Below are 23521 nucleotides of genomic sequence, written 5' to 3'. Positions count from 1 at the left end.
GTCTGCCTTTGCTTCTTCAAATGTAATGCAGATTCCCTTTGCCCTATACTCTTGTTCGACCTGATCGGATGCGGCGTACTGCGTATATGCCCACTCCGAGAAGCAAGGCCAGTGCAACCAGGGGCGCAACCAGGGCGAGCACCGTGAGGACAAGCGCTCCCCCTGCCTCGCCAGTAGATACCAACGGATTGCCGAGGCCGCCGGTCGTTGCACTGCTGGTGCCACGCAACAAAACGGTGCTGCCCTGCACAACGCCTGCTGAGCCCCCTCCGGCGACTAGCGCCAAGGCCCATTGCATGAAGGGCGACGTATCCCCCAGTGTGGAGGCAGTGAGGAGCGTCCCCGCAGCAATGGCAAGCGGAGAAGCGACCGTGTCCAGCAGATTGTCTATCCACGGAATGTAGTAGGCCCCAATTTCGATGAGTGCTGCGGTTCCCAGTGCAGCAGTGGCAATGGGCGTACCCATCCAGTCGAAGCCGTCTGCCAGCGGCACATACCCCGACAATGCGGCCAGATTGACGCCAAGCGGCGGGATAAACACGCGGAGGCCAGCTGCTGCGCTCAACCCAATCCCCACAGCTACAGCCAGCGCAGTTTCGATTGGAGTCATGGTAGATGCATCATTAGGAGTCAGCGGGAGGTGGTCATTGCCATCATGGTCTACTACATAACGAGGCGATGCGTTCGAAATGCATCGCCTCGTTCGGGTACTACTACTCTGTCACAGCTCAATCTTCGGGTTGCAACGCGCCCCGTTTTAATGTTGTCATCTTGAGCGTAGCGGCTCCGCCTAGGAGACGCGGAGTCCTGACACGAGCGGAGCGACTGACGAACGCAGTGAGTAAAGATCTCCCTCGAAATGAGCAGGCGCTGATCGATCGAGCGGCCTTGCTCATTTCGGAGGACAGCTTTCCACAGGGTGCTGATCCATGGGCCATTACGCAGCGGCATATTCGCGCACCCCCGCGGTATCTACCATCAGGTCGAATAGCTCCGTGTTGCGCACGAAGCTGCCCAGCGTATCGCTACCGGGCCCCATAGCAACGAGCGGCACATAGTCGGAGGTGTGCATGCTGCCAATCCAGTTGACTGCTGTGTAGTTCGCCTGGATTGCCGAAATCACAGCCGACGGTCGGCTTCGAGCCCGGTATACAGCCTGAAAGTCGCCACGGAGCGACTGCTGCAGCACCTCGGCTTCTTCGGTGCGCATCTCAATCTGAGTAGCCTGCTCCACACGCTCCTTGATGGCATCCGTCGGGCTATCCTCATCGAGCTCATTCAGGATCCACCAGTTTGATCGCGAAAAGTCGGCGATGCGATCAAACATATCGTTCGACAGCCCATAGCCATCGCCGATACCGTTGAGGCCGGGGTTGGCGTTGCCATGGTCGGTAGTTATAACGACGAGTGTATCGTCGCGTCCGTCTACCCAGTCAAGGACTGTGCCGATGGCATCGTCAAACGCAATCTGATCGTGAATAAGCCCCGCGGTGTCATTGGAGTGCGCCGCATGGTCTACGCGTCCGCCTTCGACCTGCAAAATGAATCCTTCTTCATGCTGTGCCAGGCGCTGTAGCGCAGCGTCGGTCATTTCAGCAAGCGACGGTACAGTGCGCTTGAGCCGGTCAATATGCAGCCGGTCCACCTCGTACGGAAGATGGTTGTCAAAAAAGATACCGAGCGTCTTCTCCGCGTTAAGTGCCTGATCCAGATTGTTGCGCTCGCGAATGACCCGGTATCCAGCATCGGTGAACGCGCCATAGAGATCGGCGCCATCGTCGCGGTGATCGGCGTGGAAGTGGCGTTCCCCACCGCCCATCAACAGGTCGTACCCCCGCTCCAGGTACTGCGCAGCAATTGCGTCCTCCATCGAACGATGCGGCATATTGATGCCGAACCCTGCCGGGGTAGCATGGGTGATGCGCGTGGTGGTTACGAGCCCGGTGGCTTTGCCGGCATCCCGAAAGATCTCACAGATGGTGCGGTAGGGGTCTTCATCGGGCGACATGTTCACCATGTTATTGTTGATGCGGTGCCCACATCCCCAGGCTGAGGCCGAGGAGGCCGAGCCCGTCACCAGCGAGTTAAGCGATGCCACGTCCATGTAGGCATCGGTGATCTCATCGGCCCGATCGCGGTACAGATCGACCCAGTGCGACGTGCGGTTATGATGGCGCTGCAGAAAGTGATCGGCCATAGTGAGCGTACCCTGACTCATGCCATCGGACACGAGAAAGATGATGTTGCGGGCTTCGCCTTCAACATCGGCACGGGGACGTACCGGTTCGGCATGCGCGGCGCCATCGCCGCCCGCCCACAGGCCCATGCCCAACGCGGCCGATGACAGTGCCGTTCGTCGCAAAAACGAACGGCGATCGAGCCCATCGGGAGCAGCATCGGGGGTGGACTGATCGTCTCCTGAGGAGGTTTCGTTGGTAGACGGTTCGGAAGGAGGGTGATAGGGGTCTGTATGATCCGTGTTGGCCATGAATATGCAGGAAGGCAAAGAAAACGAAAAACGAACTTCAGACATCCGAACGATGCCCGTCAATAGAAACCGCAGGGGTCCACGGTGCGAGGCCGCATTCACGCCCTGGCGCCCATCTGTCGGAGTATACGTGGAACCTATGGGTACGGGTTTGTGCTGCAGGTTTATCAAACCGTTAAGCAAAACGGCGAACGTGTCCTCCAAACGAAAAGCGCTTCGATGAGGTTGCACTGCATCCGCCCATTTCGACAATCAGGGGGATACGTGGGGTTTGCGCAAAACCCGACCGCTTGTTGCGGATTGGCGAACCTTAACGGCACGGCGTGGGTTTACGTTGGTCGATTATAGTTTGCCTGTTCAACGTCCACGTGTACACAGACTCACCCTTAAAGCGCACATTATGGCCACTGCCAAGACCAAGAAAAGCATCGAAGAACAGCTGCGTGCTCTTGTTCGTCTGCAGCATATTGACAACCGAATCGACCGTATTCGGAAGCTGCGGGGCGACCTACCCGAGGAAATTGAGGATCTGGAGGATGAGCAGGCCGGCCTGCAGACGCGGTTAGAGAATTACAAGCAGGAGGTGAAAGAGGCCAAAGTGGCCGAGCGGCAAGGCGACCTGGACATCAAGGAGGCAGAGGGGCTCATCGAGAAGTACGAAGAGCAGCAACTGCAAGTCCGCAACAACCGCGAGTACGACGCGCTCACGAAAGAAATTGAGACGCAGAAGGAGCGTATTGCAGAGGCGCGCGAATCGATTGAACGTGCTGAGAAGACGATTGCCGCGAATGAGTCGGCCATTGAGGATACGCAGTCTCAGCTTGATGACCTTGAGCGTGTGCTCGACGAGAAGAAAGAAAAGCTCGAAGAGGTCGTAGCGGATACCGAAGCCGAGGAGAATGCCCTTGAGGAGGTCCGCAATGAGGCCAAGTCCGACGTGGATGACCGCTACCTGCGTTCGTACGCCAAGCTACGCGATCGCCTGCGCGACGGACGTGCGGTGGTGCCGCTACATCGGGGGGCCGCTGCTGGATTTGCTGTGCCTCCACAGCGCCAGGTTGAGATTCGCAAGCGCAAGCGAGTCATCTCGTGCGAGCATACGGGGCGCATTATTGTAGATAAGGAGTTGTACGAAGAGACGGCTGAAGAAACCAACGATGAGTTGAACCTGGATTAATTGGCTCTGTGCTGCTGCCAGAGCATCGCTCCGTTGCCCGTCATGGGGAGCGGTGAGGAAAGTCCGAACACCACCGGGCATCGTGCTTCCTAACCGGAAGGCGTGCGCCTTGGCGCACGACGGCACGTGCAACAGAAAGCTGACCCGCCGATGGTTGCCTCTTTGGGAGGCAGCACAGGTAAGGGGTGCAAAGGTGAGGTAAGAGCTCACCGGCGTATGTGGCGACACATGCGGCCAGGCAAACCCCACGCGGTGCAAGGCCAAGCAGCGTCGCACTCCCCATGTGGGAGATAGGGCGGCCCGTCTAACAGCGACGCGGGTAGGCCGCTTGAGCCTCCGGAGCAATCCGAGGTCCAGATAGATGGTGCTCGACCTATGTTCTGTGCAGCGACTCCACAGGCATAGCGAACATAATTCGGCTTATCGGCAGCAGCACGGGTCGCATCTATACAAAAAGCGGCAGCCCTATCCATGTAGGGCTGCCGCTTTTGTTTGTACAAACAGTTGGGTGTGTGCCACCTTCAGAGTGTAAGTGCGTACCCCCGTGGGCACGCACTTACGCTACGTGCTTACTCTTGGCCGTCACCGCCGGGGAGAGGGGCCGCATCGCCTTCACCAGGAGCTGGCATGGGCTGCTGTTGTTGCGTTGGCGCCTGCTGCTGGATGATGCTCTCGTCGGGCCCTTCATTCTGGATAAGGAAGTTGCTGAGGATGCAAAGCACGATAAAGGCCGTCCCCAGAATCCAGGTTGTTTTTTCAAGCAGGTCGGGCGCCTGACGCGTTCCAAGCACCTGACGCGTTGCGCCGCCGCCTGCAATGCCTGCTAGGCCGCCACCCTGCCCACTTTGCAGAAGGATGACGATCGTCATAACGATCGCGATCAGCGTAATAATGCCCAGTGTAATGAGAAACGCCATTGCAGCAGTAGACTTTGTGTGTCAATAAAATATAAGAGGGACGTGCACCTGCACGCCAAACATAGGGGAATGCCTATATGATGTAACGGAGCCTGTGTTCACGACAGACGGGCTCTCGTTAAAATTTCGCAGGATCACTCTACGGCGTTACCTGCTGTCTTCGATCAGGGCGTGCGCACGCACCAACGCCGTAATCGTTTTCATGTCGTTTAGTGTACCCGCCCGAGCTCGTGCGACCGCTTCAGAAAACGGCAGGCGGACTGGCTCCACAAATTCGGAATCGGAGAGTGATTGCTCGCCCTGGCTCAAGTTGCGCGCTACGAACACATGGATCACTTCGTTGCTGTACCCAATGCACGGATGAAAGCTCCCGGCGTCTACCAGCGTACGTGCATCCAGCCCGGTTTCCTCTTTCAGTTCACGCCGGGCAACCTCCTTGGGGGATTCGTTGGGCGTGTCGAACTTTCCGGCCGGCACCTCCAAAAACGTGCGCCGTGGTGGAAACCGAAACTGGCGAATCAGCATGGTGGTGCCGTCCTCAAACAGTGGAACCACTGCCGAAGCACCAGGATGGTCGATCCATTCTCGCATGCCGGTGGACCCATCGGGCAGTGTTACCTGGTCGCGGTATACGTGAAGCAAGCGCCCGGAAAAGACCGACTCTGAATCTAGCGAGGTTTCGGTTAGATCGCTCATAGAACGGCAACTCGTGACAAATGATGAATGAAAAGAGAGAGAGGCATACCAGGCCCCACCTGCCTCACGTATCGTCTCCCTCTACACATTGCAGCGCCATCGCCGTTCCAGCTGCCGTAAGGGCGGCTGTTTCGGTACGTAACCGACGGGGGCCAAGGTGAGCTATCGTTGCACTGCTCCGGCGCGCGGTGGCTACCTCGGCGTCGGTGAACCCGCCCTCTGGACCCACTGCCAACAAGAGTCCACGATGCGAAGGGCGATCTGCATTCAGAGCCGAAGGCAACGCTACCCGTCCAGGGCCGGCTTCGTGGCAGCACACGGCGTGCAGTCGTGGAAAGCGCACCAGGGCCTGTGCCAACGAGCAGGGAGCAGACAGCGCGGGAAGCTGCGAACGTCCGCATTGCTTAAGCGCTGCCACCATGATATTGTGGAGGCGATCGCGTCGGATGCGGTTGCGTTCTGCTCGGTATGTTTCTAGCGGAACGAGCGTGGTTACGCCCAGCTCCACGGCCTTTTCGACGACGGTTTCGAACCGGCTCCGCTTTTTCAGCAATCCCACCGCCAGCACAAAAGGAACCTGTGGCTCGCCCACGTGGGCTTTCTGTTCAACCACCGTACCCACCACGCGCTTGGTGCCAGCAGCCTCCAACCGAACACGATACCACCTGCCGGTACCGTCTACCACAGTAATCAGGTCGCCCGGCTCATGGCGAAGTGCACGTACAGCATGGCGCGCCTCGCCAGGAGGCAGCACAACACGAGCTCCGTTAAATTGATCAGGAGGTGCGTAAAACGATGTGGTCATGATGCAGCAGACAACTCAAAGCAAATGCGATCGACCTTTCGCACGCATCGTCCCGGAAACAGATTCACCGTACGCACCAGCCACCAACTACTCTATGCCTGCGACGACATATAGCTAGATCCGCTGTAGTCTAACGCATCATCCTCGGCATGGCGTTTACGGACCGCCTCAGCCCAGGCCGTCGTCAGAAAATCGTAATCGTGGGCCGTGTCGGCGTCGGACTCGGTATCGAGTGCCTGAAAGCCATGTGCCACCGGCGAAAGACTTGGACGAGGCCCCGATCCCATGTTCAAAAGATGAGACCGACCCAGCCCCAATCGGTAGTCGCCGTGCATTTGTCCAAGCACACAGTGCGATCCGTCGGATAGCTCCAACGTCACCGGGTCTACCGAACGATACCACGTCGGATCTACCTTATCTAAGTACGATGCCCCACGAGCTACACGCTCACGCGCCGATTCCATTGACACCGTATGCGACGGTGAGAACCCAAGCATCGCTTTCAACCACATCCACATATCAGTCACCGCGAATCTCCACAGAAAACAACCATCTCTGTACCCATTTGGGCTACAGAACGTACTCTCTGTACCTCTGCTGCAGCGGAAGGTTGCCAATGCGAACGAAACGTATCGTTGACGAACTAACAGCCTGCGCCCTTACTTTGCAAGCTGGTCACGCGCCTCTTGCGCCATCTCAACCAAGCGCATATGGGCCTCATTAGCATCGTGAAGGGGCGGGTCAAACGGGATGTGCACCTCGGTCGTGTCGTTAATGCGGAGCGTCATACCCGCTGTGTCAATTTCTGTCATACGTACCAAGTCCGGCATAGCATGGTCGGTGAACGCCGCCACGTAGTTTGCCAGGGCGTCGGCATGATCATCATTCATATGAGCCACAATACGCGACTCGGCATCACCAAGGGACATGGGAACCACTTTGTTGTATTACACAAAAAGAATATGAGGAATCGCCAAACCAGGAAGCATTCTTCGGTAACGCTCGTCTAACTTGTCAGTCAATCTTTTCGTTCAGCCTGTGCTCATTGTATGGACACCACTGCTGCTGATTTTCGAACCGATGTCATAGAGGCAAGCTACGAACAACCCATTCTAGTCGACTTTTGGGCGCCCTGGTGCGGACCGTGTCGCCAACTGGGCCCAACCCTCGAAGCACTCGATAATGAGCGCTCCGACTGGACGCTCGTAAAGCTGAATGTTGATTCCCACAATGATGTTGCGCGTCAGTACGGCGTACGCGGCATCCCGGCTGTAAAGCTGTTTGTGGATGGCACCGTAGCTGCCGAGTTCACAGGAGCCCTTCCTCGGCATGCTATTGAAAAGTGGCTAGATGAACATCTGCCCAGTGCTGAAAAAGAAACGATAGAACAGGCCCGATCTGCGCTTGATGAAGGGCATCGCAGCGAGGCAGCCTCGTTGCTTGCTCCGCTGGTTGACAATAACCCCGACCATGCCGAGGCTCACTTGCTGCTGGCCGAGGCAGAAGTCTTCGCCGATCCCGAACGCGCCGCCGGTCTTATCGAGGGCCTTGACATTGCAGCGCCTGACTTGCGCCAGCGTCGGGATGCCGTGGCTACGCTCAGTCGTCTCCTATTACACGACCTGGACCTGCCCGAGACCGACATAGCGACCACGTATCGAGAGGCGCTACGCGCTCTGCGTACCGACCACATCGAAACCGCCGTACAAAAGTTTATTGAGGTCGTGCAGGCCGACCGTGATCTCGACGACGATGGCGCGCGCAAGGCGTGTGTTGCGCTCTTTACGCTTTTGGGCCCTGACCACCCAATCACGAAAGCCCACCGCCGTACATTTGACATGTCGCTGTACTAGTACTTTGTCACACCTGAATGTTAGGGGCCGAAATTGTCATCGCGAGGAGGGAGCCCTGCGACTGACGCGGCGCTGGGCGGAGCCCGAGTACTCCTGGGGTGCGATCTCATGCCGTGGATTGGGCGGCTGCACCCGGCCTGATGGCATGAGATTGCTTCGCTGCGCTCGCAATGACAAGATTGTGAGTTATTCTCGGTACGTTAGGGGCACCGTTACCCGAAGATTGACCTGTGACACGGCACTAAGTAAGATCAGGGGCCAACTTGGGGTTTCGAATCTAAACTCTTCCCAGGTTTTTCGGGGGAGAGAAAGGGCCTAGATGGCCGTTTCCAGCGAATGAGTGGCGGTTTTTCCCACTCCGAACTTTTGTCGGCGCGCTTCGGTCGAACCGGCGGTATACCCAAAACGCTGTCTGACTGTACTTAGAAAACGTCCGAAAACTCTCCGCGGGCTGCGCGCCGTCGGTTACCAACCAATACTCGGCGCCCCGCTCCTTCTTCACTAATCACGCTCCCCTGCTTATGTCTACCTCTCGGTTTGCAATTCCTGATACAGCGGTTCCCATGTATACCGCTGCGCTCCCTGTACGCTGGGGAGACATGGATGCCTTTCAGCATGTCAATAACATCCGGTTCTTGCAGTATTTTGAGCAAACGCGCATCGAATGGTTGGAGCAACTGCCGAATGCCAATCCAATGGGCGGTGCACAGGGTCCGGTGGTTGCGCATACGCAGTGTGCATACAAGTCTCCCCTTACGTACCCCGCAACGGTACAGGTGGCCCTGCTGAGTACGGTGCCTGGGCGTTCAAGCATTGAAACGTTTTACCGTATTACCACGAAAGAGGCACCTGACACGGTGGTTGCCCTCGGGTCAGCCCGCATCGTGTGGATCCGATTCGATACCGGACGCCCCGTCGCTCTTCCCGATGCCGTTCGGGCGGCCCTGCCTGCGGAGTAATGGCCAATCTTTGCACGGCAGGCGTCATCCTGTAGACATCTCTCCCTTGGCTAAGGCTAGTCCTTGCACATAACTTTTTCTTCGCTATGTTGTTTATTTAAAGTTGGTTGCCTCCACCGCCTGTTCAATGAGAGACTGTTGGATCCTACAATTGGATCCTACAACAAGAACCCATCTGGGCGTCTTCTCGGGGAATAGTGCTGTGTCACAGGTCAATCTTCGGGTTGCAATACGCCCCGTTTTAATGGTGTCATCTTGAGCGGAGCAACTGCGTCTAGCAGGTGCGGAGTCCTGACACGAGCGCAGCGACTGACGAACGCAGTGAGTAAAGATCTCCTCCGAAATGAGCAGGGCCGCTCGATCGATCAGAGCCTGCTGAGCGTCGGGGAGATGGTTCGGCTGCGCTCACCATGACAGGTTTTTTGGGAGGGGGCTGGGACACAGAATTTGGCACGATCCCCATACCCTAACATTCAGGTGTGACACAGTAATAGTCGGGGGAATGGATCCTGAATCGAGTTCAGGACAGGCAAGCAAGCCGGCGAGCGCGATCCAGGATCCAGAAAAGGCACCGGCCGCACGAGGTCCCGCTGGCGCCGTCCCTCGTTCTGGCCAATACGTTGATGATCCCGTCAACAACAAGGTAGCTCAAAAGAAATATATTTACACCTTGTCATCGCGAGGAAGGAGCTTGCGACTGACGCGGCGATCTCATGCCCCCGACCTGGACGGTGCTGCCCGGCTTGATGACACAAGATTGCCGCGTCGCTAGCGCTCCTCGCAATGACATAATCAAAGATACTTTTGTGGGTCTACTAAGTCCAGATTGCAACCCGTGATCAACGATTATCACCATCTCGAGTTGTGTGCATAGACTAGTTGGAAAAGGGGGAGAAACCCGACACGAGCCCGGAGGGCGACTGATGAAGCGAAGCGGAATAAGGGAGAGGGGGTTCGAACAAGACAAAACTGCGTTGCCCGATCATCCTATCATTTAGCGTTTATCCACTACCAGATTTCCTTAGCCCGCGAGATCAGGAGCGGATATCGCAGACGCTCATTGCCTCACGTCACGAAATATCGGGGGCTGACTCGGAGGAAGCAGACGGCTCGGCGTTGCCCACCGATCGGCCTTTCCACGACACATTGTGGGTCCAGTGATGCCATGCCGAATCCAACTGAATGAGAGCTCCCATCAGATATGACACAGGAGCAAGAAGCGAGATGCGAACCGAGATGCCATTCCAATAATCGGTAGCTGCTTTCAGCCCGAACACGCTCGCCCACAGCCAGGGCACTACCCAGGGCGCAACCACGAAGGTGAGGGTGTAAAACAGCCACAGCGGCACAAAGGCCACGGGATGTCCTCCCATAAGCAGGTAGGCATTTTTGCGAAACCCGTGCCAGGCATCGCGGGTGGTGCGATACATGTAGACCGTCAGCTCCTGCCGCACATCCCAGAGATACGGCGTCACGCCATTGCGCTTCATGTAGCGCCCAATCTCCACATCTTCAAGCACTTTGTTGCGTACCTCGGCGTGCGGAGTGTACGTGTGATACGTCGCTGCATCGATCATCCAGAACTGCCCATTCAGCGCACTTAGGGAGGGCGACGCCCCCCACCGCACCAACGGCCACGGCAGTCCGGTGAGGATGGCATTGGGCACAAGGCTTACGATCCAGGCAGCCCCGCCTCGCAACAGCGGGAGCCCCGTCGCCAACGACCGTTCAGGACGCTGAGCAAACTGCCGGCTCCAGTGCTGCACGGCATTGGGGTCGTGCACCTCCGTGTCAGCATCCAGAAACACGTAGTAGTCGCCCGTAGCTTCTTGACTAAGGCGATGGAGCGCATGCGGCTTGCCCAGCCATCCTTCAGGGAGCGGCGTGCCCGCAACCAGATGCAAACGTGGATCGTCGAAGCTGCGCACCACCGCAGCGGTGTCATCGAGCGAGCGGTCGTCGTACACCCATATCTCAAGCGAAGCGTAGGTCTGAGCAAGCAATGAAGGCAACAGTCGCTTCAGGTTGCTAGCCTCGTTACGAGCGGGGATAAGCACGGATACCGTGGGCAACGAGGCCGACTCCGAAAACGGCGTGCGTGGCGGACGGGTTGTGCGCAGGTATACGAAATTGGCGATAAGCACAGCCACAACGAACACGTGGATGCCTACTACAACCGCCGCAAGAATGGACATGTATATCGGACGATAAGAGGGATTAAGTGAGAGCGCATGGATGTGACCGCGCACATGCAACGGTCCCGCTAACTATACACGGGGAGGCGACTCCAGAAACTGCTGATAGAGAGGCGGTAAATCGGCAGCTGCCAACTCTTGGTGAAGGGCCTCGGCCTCGGGCCCGTTGTCGGCTTCATTGAGAGCAACCCACTGCCAGATCATGGCTTCCTCCTTTGAGATGGCCGCTTCGTCGTGGGTTTCAAGCACCACACGCAACTGTTGAAACCGATCGGCAGCCATGTGCGGGTTGGAGCCCGCGATAGACGGTCGGTATAGCAGCGACTGCCCTTCGACAAGCAACACAAACGGATCGATTGGATCTTTCTCTTTGGCTTTATCCAGCAGGTTCAACGAACGCCGACCATACCGAATTGCGTTGAAGGCAGACGACTCGCCGGCCCGGTAGGCCCACAGCCCAGAAAGCAACGCCAACTCTTTCGCTGAAGCGTCTTCTAAATCACGCGGCAGGTCGTCTAAAATAGACGCATCCTCGGTGAGTGGGTAGAGCCGGTATCGATACAGCAGATTTCGGGTGCGATGGGTGTCTGCGTCTACCGTATTGAGCAATGACCGTAAACTCTCGGCATCCTTTTCAGCATAAAGTACTTGTGAGGTGTCGGGCATGGCGTCGGCATAGAGAACGGGGGGGAGCGTAAGAATGCTTACAGCGAGAAGCAATCCGCCAGCAAGCAGGTACCGGAGCCATGGCACAAGATACCATGCAGATGAGACGCTGTGAAAAGGAGGCATAAGCAACAACGGGCTACAAAAGGCGCTTGAAAAGGGGAGCCATCCAGGCCAGATTCCAACGGTCGGCTGGAGACGGTCGGCCACGCATCAACAGATGCGTGTTGGGGTCTGTTGTTTCGCGAAGCTGAGTCCACAACGCACGTAGCTCTGTTTCGATACAGCCTGGCTCCGTGTGATTCAAGTCAAAAACCGTTCCGCCGCGCATACGGGCGACAGGATACGGCCCGCCATCCCATGTAATGTGGAGTGCCATGGGCCAGAATTGAGTTGTCGGGTAGAGCCGGTGCAGCCGAGTAAAGCGTTCTTCGGGATACGGTCCAATCCCCACCTCAGGAGTCTGCAACGTGCCGCTCGGAAAATACACCAGTCCCGTGTTGGGCTGCTTCTGAAAGTAGCGTGCCGTACGACGCACTGTAGACGCTCGGGTGCGGGGATCATCGGCAGGAAACGGAAGGGCTCCTACAGGCGCAAAGATGGGAAACCGTCTCCATTCCTGCATCCACACAAGTCCGGGACGCTCCAGCATACGTAGCACATACCAAACCAGATGCGCATCATAAAAGTGATGATGGTTGGCGCATATGATCAGTGGACGGCCTTGGGGGAGCGCAGGGGGCCAGGCTCCGTGCCACACCACCCGATCGAATGAGCGGCGCATATCCCAACGCATCCAGGCCCCAATGAGCGCTGCGGCGAGGTTCTTCATGGAGATGATGCTGGAGTCGGTACGGCCACGTCATCACGCTTCAGGCGGTCTTTTCGGCGCGCATAGGTGTCGGTACAGATGCACAAAATCTTGCGACGTGTCGTTACGTACGCTCGCTGCCGGATGTTGTCGTAGTCGCGCCGACGCACCTCGTTCATGATTTCGCGGTACATGCGCGCCGCGGCCCGAATGCCTGTGCGCACGCCCCAGGGTAGCGTTTGGATGGCTTGCATGCTGGAGGCGTAGCGCGTTTCTGCTTCGTGCATGGCGGCCTCCAAAAGCGCCACGTACGCGTCAGGCATCGACTCGGTGGATGTTGACGCAAGCGCAGGCAGGGTAATGCCATGCTGATTGAGCCACTCTTGCGGCAGATACACGCGATCGAGATGGCGCAGGTCTTCCCCCACATCGCGCAGAATATTGGTGATTTGCATGGCAATCCCCATGCGACGCGCGGCGGGCTCCAGGGCGGTGTAGTCATCGCTATTTGTAAGAAAGGGTAACATCATGGCCCCTACACTTCCGCCTACGAGATTAGAGTACGCCACCAGATCATCCATCGTAGCGATGGGGCGGGCCTCCAGATCCCAAATTGCGCCCTCCAGCAACTCGTAGAAGGGAAGCCGTCGCAGTGCGAACGACTGGTTTACCTCATGCAAGCGCTGCCAGAGCATGGACTCAGGCGGATGGCCATCGAGGGTGGCGTCGAGCGCCTCCCAAGTGGTTTGCACCTCCCGAAGAGCCTCTTCGGGACCGACCTCTAGCACACGGTGATCGGCAATGGAATCGACTTTGCGGCAGAACAGGTAGAGCACCGCCACGGGCACTTGCACGCGTCGGGGCAGCAGCCGGGCCGCCATGGAGAACGTGCGCGAGTGGTAGCGAAACGACTCCCATAGCCATGCATCTTCCTCCGCGCGGTCGCTTAAGTCAGGCGCCACCACATCGGGCTCCTGCATCATGTAGGCGTCGTCAGACGTCGAGGTAAACATAGGAGAAGCAGTCGCTCTATCCATGCAGTTCAAAGCAGGAGTGCGCAGGAGTGGAAGGCGGTGTATACGGCTATGCCGCTCGGGATGGGGTACGCGCAGGAATAAACTGAAAGGCGTCTCCGCGCTTCCATGCAAGCGCCACAAACGGAATGGCCGTGGCAATAACGCCTACACCTACCGCTACATACATCCCCTGCAGCATAAGAATGCCTAACGGAAACACACAGTTCAGCAGATACACCATGGGAGCCCATGGATGCTCGGTATTCATCCCGCCGCCGATATACTCATACCCCAGCATGATAAGATAGCTTACGATAAACCACCCCATCCAGTTGGATAGCGGCATGCCGTAGTAAAAGCCGCCCTGCGGGTAACTCCAGAAGGTGACGCTTCCAATGGCCGATCCGGCGCCGTTCATGGCGGGATCGAGCGACACATCCCACAGCACCATAAAGCAGGTAGCCAGCAGCAGGTACACCCAACGTGTGTCGCTTAACCGACGTGCCAGATCGAACGAGACAATCGACATGGCAAACCACGAGGCGGGAATGAAGTACGGTACGTGATCGGCAAACTTCGGACCCAGCCACTGGGTGTACTCATACTCGCCGAATGGTAACACCAGGTCGCCGATCGTTACCCACTGCATCGTCCCCATCACTTCGCTTAAACCGCCCAACAGGCATCCCCAGAACGCAAAAAACGCCATGCGCTTCCAACCCAGTTCTGAACCGTACATAAGGAACGCCAATACCGGCAAAAGGGCCATGAACGTCCAGGTAGGGGCACGAATCAGCGTAGCCAGGTAGGGGGCAAATACCTCTTGCGAGGCCGGCACCACCTGAAGCAACAACATGCCCAGTAGGCTGAACAGAATAGACCCGACAAAAAATGCTAGTGCAAACAAGAACGTGCGATTCACGGTGGCGCGGGTACCACGCATAGAAAACGAAGAGGAAGACATACAACGAAGGTGAGTCAACAGCAGTGGAGATAGACACGCGCATCGACCTGCACAAGCGTGGTTACGACCACGCGGCAGCATCGCTGTTCTGTGCCGGACGAGGGGAACGATTCATGGTAGCGACATACGCCGGTTTTGATTCGGAGCAAATGGCCAAGTCTGTCATCTTTGCGTAACTCACGTTATACAATGTCTCTGTTTCAGCAACTTGTTGAGCAACGCGGTCGCCTAACACGCTGCACGGGCGATGCATCATTGAAGTATCTTCTTCAATATCCAGATTCGAGTTGCAAAAAAGAACCGTTCAATTTGACTACGTTGTAACAACCGGTGCCCGTGGTCGTAGCATCCGCGAGTTGCATCAGACGTGCTCTTCGTTTTTGTTTTCGTTGGAGGTATATATGACCGTTGCGCTGGTTCCCCTTGAATACTTTCCCCCGCTTCATAGCGTAGCCCTTATGGCGGCTGCCGATCACGTTGTCTGGGCCGACACCTGGCCGTATCGTCGGCACACCCGCCAGAACCGAAGCAAGCTGCGCAACCCAAATGGCTGGCAATGGATCAGCCTGCCGATGTGGTCACACCAGCACGGACGGCCCACGGCAGATGTTATGATCGACGGCAATGTGCCCTGGCACGAACGCCACTGGCGGGCCTTTATGTACAACTACCGCTCTACCATGTACTTCGAATACTTCGAAGACGACTTCAAGCCGATCTTTACCGATCCTGCCGAGTCGTTGCAGGTGCTTGCAGAAGCAACCACCCAGTGCACATGCCAGTTTGCACAGATCGACACACCGTTTGTGCGCGCCTCGAAATGGGAGGCCGACACAGTAAGCGCCATCCGCACCCACACCGATGCCAGCACCCTATGGGTCGCCCACGAGCACGCCGATGTGCTTGACCTGCCCGACGATGCTCCTTGCACGGTGCTTCCGCCCTACGAGCACCCGACCTACCGACAAAACTTCGATGGGTTTGAACCTGGCATGGCAGCAATCGACTGTATCTTTAACTACGGTCCAGAAGCAGCCCGCCTCATGGCTGATGGACTCAACACCCCAACACGGTCTAACGTATCGTAGCACCGACCGTCGTCTTAAATTATTCAGTTACATACCAACCACAGTACCTACCCCCTATGGTTCTCAACGACGCCCAAATCGCGAAACGCGCCGAAGTGCACAACATGATCGACCCGTTTGTCGACCATCAAGTGCGTGAGGAGGTCGTCAGTTACGGCCTTAGTTCGTTTGGCTATGATATGCGCGTAGCCGACGCGTTTCGGGTGTTCACGCCCAACATGTTCAACAGCGTAGTAGACCCAAAAGACCTGGACGAGCGGGCGCTGGTTGAAACGACGACCACCGATCACATCCTTATCCCTCCCAACTCATACGTGCTGGCGCGCTCGGTCGAATACTTCAAGATGCCGCGCGATGTGCTGGGCATTGTGCTGGGCAAGTCTACCTACGCCCGCTCGGGCATCATCGTTAACGTAACGCCGCTAGAGCCCGGATGGGAGGGACATGTGACCATCGAGATTGGCAACGGCACGCCCCTGCCGGCGAAAGTGTATGCCAACGAAGGCATCGCGCAGGTGGTCTTTATGCAAGGCGACCCACCCGAAACGTCGTATGCGGACAAGCAGGGTAAGTACCAGGGCCAGCGTGGCATTACGCTTCCACGGTTGTAGCCAGCTGGGTGAGGGGCACCATGTCGTTAGTCCATCACGCCACGCTCGGCAAGCGAAGTATGATCGGTGCCTGCAATAATGATGTGATCATGCACCGGAATGCCCATAAGCTTGCCAGCCTCTACCAGTTGGCGGGTGATACGAATGTCTTGCCGGCTCGGCTCGGGGTTGCCCGACGGATGGTTGTGTAGGCAGATCACTGAGGCGGCGTTGTCGAGAATCGCCTGTTCAAACACCGCACGCGGCTCCACAATACTCGATGCAAGCCCGCCCTCGCTCACCGTGTAATCGCTTAAAATGATGTTTGCGGTGTTCAGGTGCACCACCTTGAACACCTCTTTCTTCAAATCACGCATGAGTGGTCCATACACCGCAGCCACATCGGCAGGGCATCCAACCTGCACCCGATCTTCCGCCCCGCGCTGCGAGGCCGACCGGCGTCCGGCTTCGAACGCGGCCATCAGGCGAGCGGCTTTGGCAGGACCGATGCCCTGCACTCGTACTAGCTCTTTCAGCAATCGCTTCGACACATCAAAGAGCGATCCGTACGTGTGGAGGAGCGTCTGACCGAGTTGTACAGCAGAAACGGGGCCGTTGCTCGTGCGGGTGCCCGAGCCCAGCAAAATCGCCAACAACTCGGCATCAGAGAGTACAGCCGGCCCGCCTTGAATGAGTTTCTCACGCGGACGATCAGACGGATCCCAGGTGTGAATCGGAGCTTGATACGCAGCGATAGGCTCTTCCGATGGCTCAGCGGCTTCCGCGTTGGAGACATCCGATGAGGAGGAAGATGACGTGTTGGAATCGAAATCGGCCATAACGAACGGAGACCAGGTAGTAGCATCAGCGGCGAAGCGTCTGGCCCTGGAAGACAAGTGCGCATCCCCCAACACAAAAGGCGAGACGCTACAATGACCCCAAACAGGGGTACATCATAACGTCTCGCCTATGTTGTGGGGTGTTGAAACGGAGCGCTTACTCGGGCACCAACTCGGTGAGCAAGTGGGCATTGGTAGGACTGTTGCGCACATGGCGAAGCAGGGCTTTCATCGCCTCTACCGGATGACGCGAGTTGAGAGCACGAAACAGACGGTTGTGCTTCTGGATGCGCACCCGTCCAAGAAGACGCTCCTCATTGCGCGTACCGCTCTCGCGCAGGTTAATCGCCGGGTAGATGCGTTTATCGGCCAACTGGCGGTCCAGTACAATCTCGGAGTTACCGGTCCCCTTGAACTCTTCGAAGATCACATCGTCCATGCGGCTGCCCGTTTCAATCAGCGCAGTGGCAATGATGGTGAGCGATCCGCCGTTTTCGATGTTACGTGCGGCGCCAAAGATCTTACGCGGCACCTTGAGCGCTTCAGCGTCGAGCCCGCCGCTTAGCGTGCGCCCGCTACCATCCACAAACAGGTTGAATGTGCGCCCGAGGCGTGTTAGCGAGTCGAGGAGCATCACAACGTCTTTCCCTTTCTCTACCAGACGTTTTGCGTACTCGCTGGCAAGGGTGGCCACGCGCACGTGGTTGTCTTCACCCTGGTCATTCGACGAGGCAAACACCTCGGCATGTGTGGAGCGGCGGAAGTCTGTAACCTCCTCGGGGCGCTCGTCAATCAAGAGAGCCACCAGATCCACCTCTTTGTGGTTCTTGGTGATGCCTGCAGCAATCTGCTTTAGCAGCACCGTCTTGCCAGCACGCGGCGGCGCTACGATGAGCGCACGCTGCCCCTTGCCGATCGGTGCCACCAGATCCAGAACCCGCATCGAGCTATCTTCGGGCCCTGTGATAAGATTCAGTTTCTCATCGGGATAGATGCTCGCCCCTTTGTCAAAGCCATCTTTCTGGGCCCACTCTTCCGGGGGAATGCCCATCACCGTGTCAATCCAGCCGACCTGCATGCCGCCTTTCCGACCGGGTTTGAGCGAACCTTCAATGACAACGCCATCGCGCAGGTTAAACTTGCGAATCAATGGCGGTGGCATGAACGGATCGTCATCATCTTTAGGAAGCGCCGGATGCATTTCACGCATAAATCCGTACTTCTTTTTCCCGATGAGCTCAAGGATGCGCTTAAACTTTTTATCGGACATAAGGGGGTCGGTATGGTAAGATGTAGGGAAGACCGCAGCCGCAACAGGCTACGTAGAAGTCAGAAAAATACAGAACGCAATTCGCATTCAATGACGAGGTGCCAGCAGCTCGCACTCCAGAACAGAGCCGATGCGACGGCAGAGCGACGGCAGACGCACACGATGCGCGACCGTGGTAAAGTGATGTCAAAACGACGTGCAGCCCGTTGGCTGCGCCAGAACGTACGTGCAAACGGGGTGCAATGCCCAGTGGCACGCATGTATCCGCTGGTAGGTTCAGAGAATTCGGGCCGACAGGGCCTGCAAGCGTACACAGACCGCCCGGAATGACTGACAGATCTTCGTCAACGGCGAGTATGGAAGCGACACCGTAGCAAGGCTATGTAGCCTTGTGAAGATAAGCAACGTACATTTGCCGCAACGCAGACCCCGAAGCAGGGTTTCCACATCCTGGGTTCTGTAGGGATTGCCCCCGCATTTTCGACTTTTCTGCATGCATCTCCCCCTATCTTGCCAAAAATACGCCCAGCTTGCCCTACCTACACCGGAACGGGCGCGCTTGATCGGGTTTGCAGGCAATGCATTTGCACTTGACACACGCTGCCGCGTATTTATTCGTCCCCGCTGTACTTGGCTTTCCCTACGCTCTCGTGACGCCCACCACCCTCCATACCGCCACGGCAGGCCCGCCTTCGGCTCCCGATGTTGTGCTGCTCCACGGATGGGGTAGTTCAATCGAACATATGCAGCCGGTAGCTCGCCGCCTGTCCGATACATTTCGCACGCACTGTCTGGATCTGCCCGGCCACGGGGCGTCGCCCCCGCCGCCTACTGCCTGGGGCGTACCCGAACATGCCGACCTTGTAGCGCAATATCTGAAAGCGCATACAACGCCGCCTGTGCCCCTCATCGGACACTCCAATGGCGGACGCATTGCCCTGTACATGGCCAGCCACCCAGACTACGCGGATCTCATTGATCGGCTCATTTTGTTTGCCCCCTCCGGCATCGCGCCCCGCCGTTCTCTCGGGACCCGCCTCAAAAGCACCTTAGCCCGCTGCATCAAAGCCCCGTTTCGTATCCTGCCGAACCCACTTAAGGCCCCTGCCCTCGATTGGCTGCACCATTCGTTACTCTGGCAGGCGCTGGGATCTTCAGACTACAACGCGCTAGATGGGGTGATGCGCGATACGTTTGTACGCACCGTAACTCACCACCTCGATGACGATGTAGCACGCATCCAGGTACCCACACTGCTGTTCCGAGGCGCACACGACACCGCCATCTCGCAGCGTCAAATCGACCGGCTCGAAGCGCGCATTCCCGATGCAGGCGTTGTAGCGCTGCCCGGCGATCATTACGCGCATCTGCACGCCCTGGATACGGTGGCCGCCGCCATCCGCCACTTCCTTATGGAATCAACCTCTGCTCCCTCTCACTCCTGACCACCGCGCTACTGTGACGACTGCTCTTGTCCTGCTCGGCATTGTGCTCACCCTCGCCTTCGCCGGATGGCGTGCCTGGCGGCGCATGCGGTTTTTTCTTCACGTGTTTCAGCTGGAGACGTACAAGCTCGACCGATATATGCGCTGGCTGCGTACCTCGGGCGGCCCGGTCGCAGCCGGATGGTCGCATGCCCTTGGCGCGCTGGCCCTCCTTCTGGCTGGGGGCAGCTACCTGAATGGCTGGCCCTGGGGCGCGGCTGGCGGACTGATCGCCGTGTGGCCACTGCTGTTTATCTCATCGCGCCGCTATCGTCGTGATGCAGAAAAGAAACCCCTTCGCTTTACCGCACGCATGACACGTCTATCGGTGGCCAGTGGACTGTGGGCAGCGCTTCCGGTAGTCGTTGGCATACTGTGGGGAGACACCTGGGGACAGGCCGAGGCGGTAATCGGAGGCGTTATCGGACTGTTTATCGCAGACATCGGCGGTCCGCTCTGGGTGGCCCTTGGCGCCCTGTGCACCAAGCCCATCGAACAAACGATACAGAACGGATTCAAGCGCCAGGCCCGCGCCCATCTTCGAGAGCACGCCCATCTGGAGGTGATCGGCATTACGGGGTCCTACGGTAAAACGAGCACTAAGCACATTGTGGCCGAACTGCTCAGCCAGTCGTATAGCGTGCTGGCTACACCCGGCTCGTATAACACACCGATGGGTATCTGTCTGGTAGTGAACGAAAAACTGCGGCCCGAGCATCAGGTGTTGGTGCTGGAGATGGGCATGCGCTACCCGGGCGATATCGCGGAGCTCTGTGCCATTGCTGCCCCAGATACAAGCGTAATTACATCAGTAGGCATTGCCCACCTCGAAACAATGGGCACAGTCGATGCCATCGCAGAAGAAAAGAGCAGCATCTTGCAGCACATGAAGGAGGGCGGGGCCGCCATCTTGAACATAGACGATCCCCGCGTAGCCGCCATGGCCGACGATGCCCCCGGTCCCGTGTGGCGCGTGTCAGCAGAAAACCATCCCGATGCCGACATCGCAGCCTCCAACATTCGCTACAGCACCAACGGATTGACATGTACCATCCGTGATGAGAAAGGCCACACGGCACCGTTTCAGACCAAGTTGCTCGGGCGGCATAACGTGCTAAACTTGCTGCTGGCGGTAGCGGTGGGCCGTTCGAAGGGCATGCGGCTGCGCGCAATGGCCCATGCCGCACGACGCCTGGAGCCGGTTGAGCATCGGCTGAAGCTCAAGACGCGCAACGGCATCACCATCATTGACGATGCGTTTAACAGCAATCCGGTGGGCGCCCAAAACGCCGTGGATCTCCTGGCCGAGATGGAAGGACAGCGCCGCTATATCGTTACCCCTGGCATGGTCGAGATGGGCCCCAAGCAAGACGAGGCCAACTACAATCTCGGCAAAGCGATTGCTGCACGCAATATAGACGGCGTGTTCTTGATTGGAGATGCACAGACTCAGGCCCTGCAAGAGGGACTGCGCGATCATGGGTTTCCGTCGGACAAACTGCACATCCATCCTACGCTGTTCGATGCACAAGACACGCTCACCCGCCAGCTGCGGCAGGGCGACATTGTATTGTACGAGAACGACCTCCCCGACCAGTACGAACCGGTAGCGGCTTAAGGGCTATTTGAGGCTGGTTTGATAGCAACAACGAACGCCGGTAGTGCTGTGTCACAGCTGAAAGTTAGGGTCCAAAATTGTCATCGCGAGGAGGGAGCTTGCGACCGACGTGGCGCTGTGAGCGCTAGCGAACGAGTACTCTTGGGGTGCGATCTCATGCTGTTGATTGGGCGGCTGTATCCGGTTTGATAGCATGAGATTGCACCCCAGGGGCACTTCCTCCCTGCGGTCGGGGCGCTTCGCTGCGCTCGCAATGACAAGATTGTGAGTTATTCTCGGTACGTTAGAGGGTGCATGTGTTACCCGAAGATTGACCTGTGACAGAGCAGTAGTGCTGTGTCACACCTGATTGTTAGGGTACGGAGTGGACTCGCGTTGAAGCATCTCAAACCAAATGTTCTGTCATGTTGAGCAAGCGGAGGGCCCCCAGGGCCCGAAGCGCGTCGAAACATCTCCTCGGCGCTCAGCAGCTACTGGCAAACCAACAGCCCTGCCCAGTTCGGGGGAGATCTTTACTCACTACGTTCGTCAGTCGCTTCGCTCGTGTCAGGACTCCGCACCTGCTAGACGCAGTTGCTCCGCTCAAGATGACAACATTAAAACGGGGCGTATTGCTACCCGAAGATTGAGCTGTAACACAGCACTATCATGGCGTCCGCCGGGGAAAAGGCGAGTCGTCATAGTCCACGGGCAGAAAGCCAAGCGGCAGCGCATCAGCAACGCGATGGTAGGCAAAGTGGCCGTACACCGTAATAACATGCGGATCGACAGATTTGCCGAACAGGTCAGTCACCACGCGCCGTTCTTCGAGTTCAAGGCGAGACGGTTGATAGGATCGAGGCCGATACGGTTCGCCCCCACGCCAGTTAACAAACCACGGACTTTCTGGAGCCTCATGATATTTGACGTGCAGCGTCCCCCGAAACTGTACCGTAAATGTCGAATCACCCGTAGCTTCCACCAACTGCTGCGCATCAACAGAGCGCCGCACCGGACGGCTTCGCATGCGAGATGGAGAGCGGCGTTCAAGGTGTATCGCAAACCCCTCTTCGTCAATCTGGTCATACAGCAGTGCCAGCATAAAGTGGCGATACGAGCCTAGAAATGCCTCTCGGCGGTTGGCCTTCCAGCGGTCGGCTTCCTCCGATGAGGTAGGTTCCAGCGGTTCGAAAAAGGGCTCCCCGTCCCATCGAATGCGTCCGCGGCGACGCTCAAACCATTCCAGGTGATACCGAACCCGATATCCTAAGGCTCTATTTTCGATCTGGAGCGGCTCCGTCGCTGTTGCTCGAAAGCGCCCCCACCAGCGTGTTTCAAATTGAAGCGCCTCTGGATTCAGTAGCGTCACTGAATCGGCGCGTGGAGTGGGGCCAATGAAGTAGTCTTCAAACTGCGCAACGTTATCGTGCCAGTCTTCATCGCGCTCGGCCTTTACCTGGACCTCATCCAACGCCTCGATCGTCGGGGTCAACTCCACATGAAAGGTATGCGTCGTGCCTTCGGTTAAAAACAAATCGCGTTCTTCAACGGCATACCCAACCTTGCTGATATAAAGGCGGTGCACCCCTCTTGTGCGCGTCTGAAAAGAAAAGGCCCCGGCTGCATCGGTGGTGGTACCGGTGGTCGTACCCGCCAAAAACACATGCACGCCCTGCAGTGGTCTGCTGGTCTCTGCATGATACACCGCGCCCTGTATCGTGGCGGGAGAAGGATGCGCGTATGCAGTCTCCACCCCTCCGATCATCAGCACGAGCACCGCCCATAGCGCATGTCGCAGACCCATGGCTGCCCTCACCTCTACCACTTCAATGTCTCTTCATGATTAAATGTACAAGATCGAGGGAGGGAAATCAATAGCGAATCGGCGTAAGTAGAGACAGGCATGAAGTTGGGGTTTTGTGCGTTTCAAATCGGTATCATGTGCGCCCCGACGTTGTTAATACACGCTCTCATTCGTACGGTGCTGCGTTTCGCATAAGTGACTAATATATTTGATTTGGCAGAATCCCTCCCCCTAAATCCCCCTCCTCTGAGGTGGACTTGATGAGCGCCTTCCACGGTTCCTTCCTCCTCGGTACGTGTTTA

Annotated in this window: 22 protein-coding genes and 1 other RNA gene; 8 read left to right on the top strand and 15 right to left on the bottom strand. The window is 57.3% G+C overall.

The window, feature by feature from the left end; genetic code table 11:
* Nucleotides 1-43: 43 nt before the first annotated feature.
* Together ACZ5AL_RS05595 and ACZ5AL_RS05590 are read right to left on the bottom strand one after the other, a co-directional pair.
* Nucleotides 44-610, bottom strand: a complete 567-nt coding sequence (locus tag ACZ5AL_RS05595) for a DUF4126 domain-containing protein (protein WP_464512737.1) — start codon at nt 608-610, stop codon at nt 44-46.
* A gap of 327 nt (nt 611-937) precedes the next feature.
* Entirely contained in the window at nt 938-2488 is a 1551-nt protein-coding gene (locus ACZ5AL_RS05590) for an alkaline phosphatase (protein WP_464512735.1), read from the bottom strand.
* Nucleotides 2489-2888: 400 nt separating this feature from the next.
* On the opposite strand from ACZ5AL_RS05590, the gene ACZ5AL_RS05585 reads away from it, so the two are divergent.
* Both ACZ5AL_RS05585 and rnpB read left to right on the top strand, forming a co-directional pair.
* The gene (locus ACZ5AL_RS05585) at nt 2889-3665 is read left to right on the top strand and encodes a zinc ribbon domain-containing protein (RefSeq protein ID WP_464512734.1); all 777 of its coding nucleotides are present in this window, start codon (nt 2889-2891) and stop codon (nt 3663-3665) included.
* A 9-nt stretch (nt 3666-3674) separates the two neighbouring features.
* Nucleotides 3675-4104: RNase P RNA component class A (gene rnpB / locus ACZ5AL_RS05580), an RNA gene on the top strand.
* A gap of 130 nt (nt 4105-4234) precedes the next feature.
* Here rnpB and secG read toward each other — a convergent pair.
* The 5 genes from secG to ACZ5AL_RS05555 all read right to left on the bottom strand — a co-directional run bounded on the left by secG (nt 4235) and on the right by ACZ5AL_RS05555 (nt 7012).
* Complete coding sequence (gene secG, locus ACZ5AL_RS05575) at nt 4235-4582, bottom strand: preprotein translocase subunit SecG (protein ID WP_464512733.1); 348 nt, start codon at nt 4580-4582, stop codon at nt 4235-4237.
* A 147-nt stretch (nt 4583-4729) separates the two neighbouring features.
* Entirely contained in the window at nt 4730-5278 is a 549-nt protein-coding gene (locus tag ACZ5AL_RS05570; RefSeq protein ID WP_464512731.1) for an NUDIX domain-containing protein, read from the bottom strand.
* Between the two features lie 64 nt (nt 5279-5342).
* Nucleotides 5343-6083, bottom strand: coding sequence for an RsmE family RNA methyltransferase (locus ACZ5AL_RS05565; protein ID WP_464512730.1), 741 nt, complete (start codon nt 6081-6083; stop codon nt 5343-5345).
* A 92-nt stretch (nt 6084-6175) separates the two neighbouring features.
* The gene (locus tag ACZ5AL_RS05560) at nt 6176-6601 is read right to left on the bottom strand and encodes a hypothetical protein (RefSeq protein ID WP_464512729.1); all 426 of its coding nucleotides are present in this window, start codon (nt 6599-6601) and stop codon (nt 6176-6178) included.
* Between the two features lie 141 nt (nt 6602-6742).
* Nucleotides 6743-7012, bottom strand: a complete 270-nt coding sequence (locus ACZ5AL_RS05555) for a DUF2470 domain-containing protein (protein ID WP_464512727.1) — start codon at nt 7010-7012, stop codon at nt 6743-6745.
* A gap of 120 nt (nt 7013-7132) precedes the next feature.
* Here ACZ5AL_RS05555 and ACZ5AL_RS05550 point away from each other — a divergent pair, with 120 nt between their 5' ends.
* Together ACZ5AL_RS05550 and ACZ5AL_RS05545 are read left to right on the top strand one after the other, a co-directional pair.
* Nucleotides 7133-7936 (top strand): tetratricopeptide repeat protein, encoded by an 804-nt coding sequence (locus ACZ5AL_RS05550; protein WP_464512726.1) that lies wholly within the window; start codon nt 7133-7135, stop codon nt 7934-7936.
* A gap of 521 nt (nt 7937-8457) precedes the next feature.
* Nucleotides 8458-8895 (top strand): acyl-CoA thioesterase, encoded by a 438-nt coding sequence (locus tag ACZ5AL_RS05545; protein WP_464512725.1) that lies wholly within the window; start codon nt 8458-8460, stop codon nt 8893-8895.
* A 1070-nt stretch (nt 8896-9965) separates the two neighbouring features.
* Here ACZ5AL_RS05545 and ACZ5AL_RS05540 read toward each other — a convergent pair.
* The 5 genes from ACZ5AL_RS05540 to cruF all read right to left on the bottom strand — a co-directional run bounded on the left by ACZ5AL_RS05540 (nt 9966) and on the right by cruF (nt 14547).
* A complete protein-coding gene (locus tag ACZ5AL_RS05540; RefSeq protein ID WP_464512724.1) occupies nt 9966-11090 on the bottom strand; it encodes a glycosyltransferase family 2 protein in 1125 nt (374 codons plus the stop codon).
* Between the two features lie 72 nt (nt 11091-11162).
* Nucleotides 11163-11843 carry a hypothetical protein gene (locus ACZ5AL_RS05535; RefSeq protein WP_464512722.1) on the bottom strand — a complete coding sequence of 227 codons (681 nt, stop codon included), beginning with the start codon at nt 11841-11843 and terminating at the stop codon, nt 11163-11165.
* Between the two features lie 52 nt (nt 11844-11895).
* Nucleotides 11896-12588: an acyltransferase gene (locus ACZ5AL_RS05530; protein WP_464512721.1), complete on the bottom strand. Its 693-nt coding sequence runs from the start codon at nt 12586-12588 to the stop codon at nt 11896-11898.
* A complete protein-coding gene (locus ACZ5AL_RS05525) occupies nt 12585-13580 on the bottom strand; it encodes a phytoene/squalene synthase family protein (protein ID WP_464512720.1) in 996 nt (331 codons plus the stop codon). Before ACZ5AL_RS05525 ends, ACZ5AL_RS05530 begins: the two co-directional genes overlap by 4 nt.
* A 70-nt stretch (nt 13581-13650) precedes the next feature.
* Nucleotides 13651-14547 carry a bisanhydrobacterioruberin hydratase CruF gene (gene cruF / locus ACZ5AL_RS05520; RefSeq protein ID WP_464512719.1) on the bottom strand — a complete coding sequence of 299 codons (897 nt, stop codon included), beginning with the start codon at nt 14545-14547 and terminating at the stop codon, nt 13651-13653.
* Nucleotides 14548-14948: 401 nt separating this feature from the next.
* On the opposite strand from cruF, the gene ACZ5AL_RS05515 reads away from it, so the two are divergent.
* Nucleotides 14949-15635: a WbqC family protein gene (locus ACZ5AL_RS05515; protein WP_464512717.1), complete on the top strand. Its 687-nt coding sequence runs from the start codon at nt 14949-14951 to the stop codon at nt 15633-15635.
* Nucleotides 15636-15691: 56 nt separating this feature from the next.
* Complete coding sequence (gene dcd / locus ACZ5AL_RS05510) at nt 15692-16246, top strand: dCTP deaminase (RefSeq protein WP_464512716.1); 555 nt, start codon at nt 15692-15694, stop codon at nt 16244-16246.
* Between the two features lie 26 nt (nt 16247-16272).
* Here the strand turns inward: dcd and radC are convergent, their stop codons facing one another.
* Complete coding sequence (gene radC, locus ACZ5AL_RS05505) at nt 16273-17064, bottom strand: RadC family protein (RefSeq protein WP_464512715.1); 792 nt, start codon at nt 17062-17064, stop codon at nt 16273-16275.
* A 157-nt stretch (nt 17065-17221) separates the two neighbouring features.
* Nucleotides 17222-18334 (bottom strand): transcription termination factor Rho, encoded by a 1113-nt coding sequence (rho, locus tag ACZ5AL_RS05500; RefSeq protein WP_464512713.1) that lies wholly within the window; start codon nt 18332-18334, stop codon nt 17222-17224.
* 590 nt (nt 18335-18924) lie between these two features.
* Here rho and ACZ5AL_RS05495 point away from each other — a divergent pair.
* Both ACZ5AL_RS05495 and ACZ5AL_RS05490 read left to right on the top strand, forming a co-directional pair.
* On the top strand, nt 18925-19779 hold the full coding sequence (locus ACZ5AL_RS05495) for an alpha/beta fold hydrolase (RefSeq protein WP_464512712.1): 855 nt from the start codon (nt 18925-18927) through the stop codon (nt 19777-19779).
* 13 nt (nt 19780-19792) lie between these two features.
* Complete coding sequence (locus ACZ5AL_RS05490) at nt 19793-21436, top strand: UDP-N-acetylmuramoyl-tripeptide--D-alanyl-D-alanine ligase (RefSeq protein ID WP_464512711.1); 1644 nt, start codon at nt 19793-19795, stop codon at nt 21434-21436.
* A 646-nt stretch (nt 21437-22082) separates the two neighbouring features.
* On the opposite strand, the gene ACZ5AL_RS05485 is transcribed toward ACZ5AL_RS05490, so the two are convergent.
* On the bottom strand, nt 22083-23219 hold the full coding sequence (locus ACZ5AL_RS05485; RefSeq protein WP_464512710.1) for a carboxypeptidase-like regulatory domain-containing protein: 1137 nt from the start codon (nt 23217-23219) through the stop codon (nt 22083-22085).
* Between the last annotated feature and the right edge of the window lie 302 nt (nt 23220-23521).

Source organism: Natronotalea proteinilytica (assembly GCF_055379935.1).
This window is presented reverse-complemented; position numbering and strand designations above follow the sequence as displayed.